Annotated in this window: 1 protein-coding gene; it reads right to left on the reverse strand. The window is 44.3% G+C overall.

Annotated elements, in window-relative coordinates; genetic code table 11:
- On the reverse strand, nt 1–246 hold a 246-nt coding region (locus E1176_RS19940), incomplete at both ends, for an ATP-binding protein (protein ID WP_222933022.1).

Genomic DNA, 246 nt, shown 5'->3' on the forward strand with positions numbered 1-246 from the left:
GCTCACTGAAAGTGCGATTTGCTTACTTTCAGCCATAGTATTAAAGACATTTTTGGTTTCTGTAATGAGCTGGTTCAGCGATAGTTTCTCCGGCACATTGGGGAAATGGCCTTGTTGCTGCATCGCCCAGTTCAGTAAATTATCAAGCAGACCGGATAGGTGAGACACAGAATGATCAATATCATCGGCAACTTCAACCAGCTCCTCTCGATTATCCTGATCAACGGCATGTTTGATTAAGCGGCT

This window comes from Fulvivirga aurantia (assembly GCF_009711475.1).
Taxonomy (GTDB): Bacteria; Bacteroidota; Bacteroidia; order Cytophagales; family Cyclobacteriaceae; genus Fulvivirga; species Fulvivirga aurantia.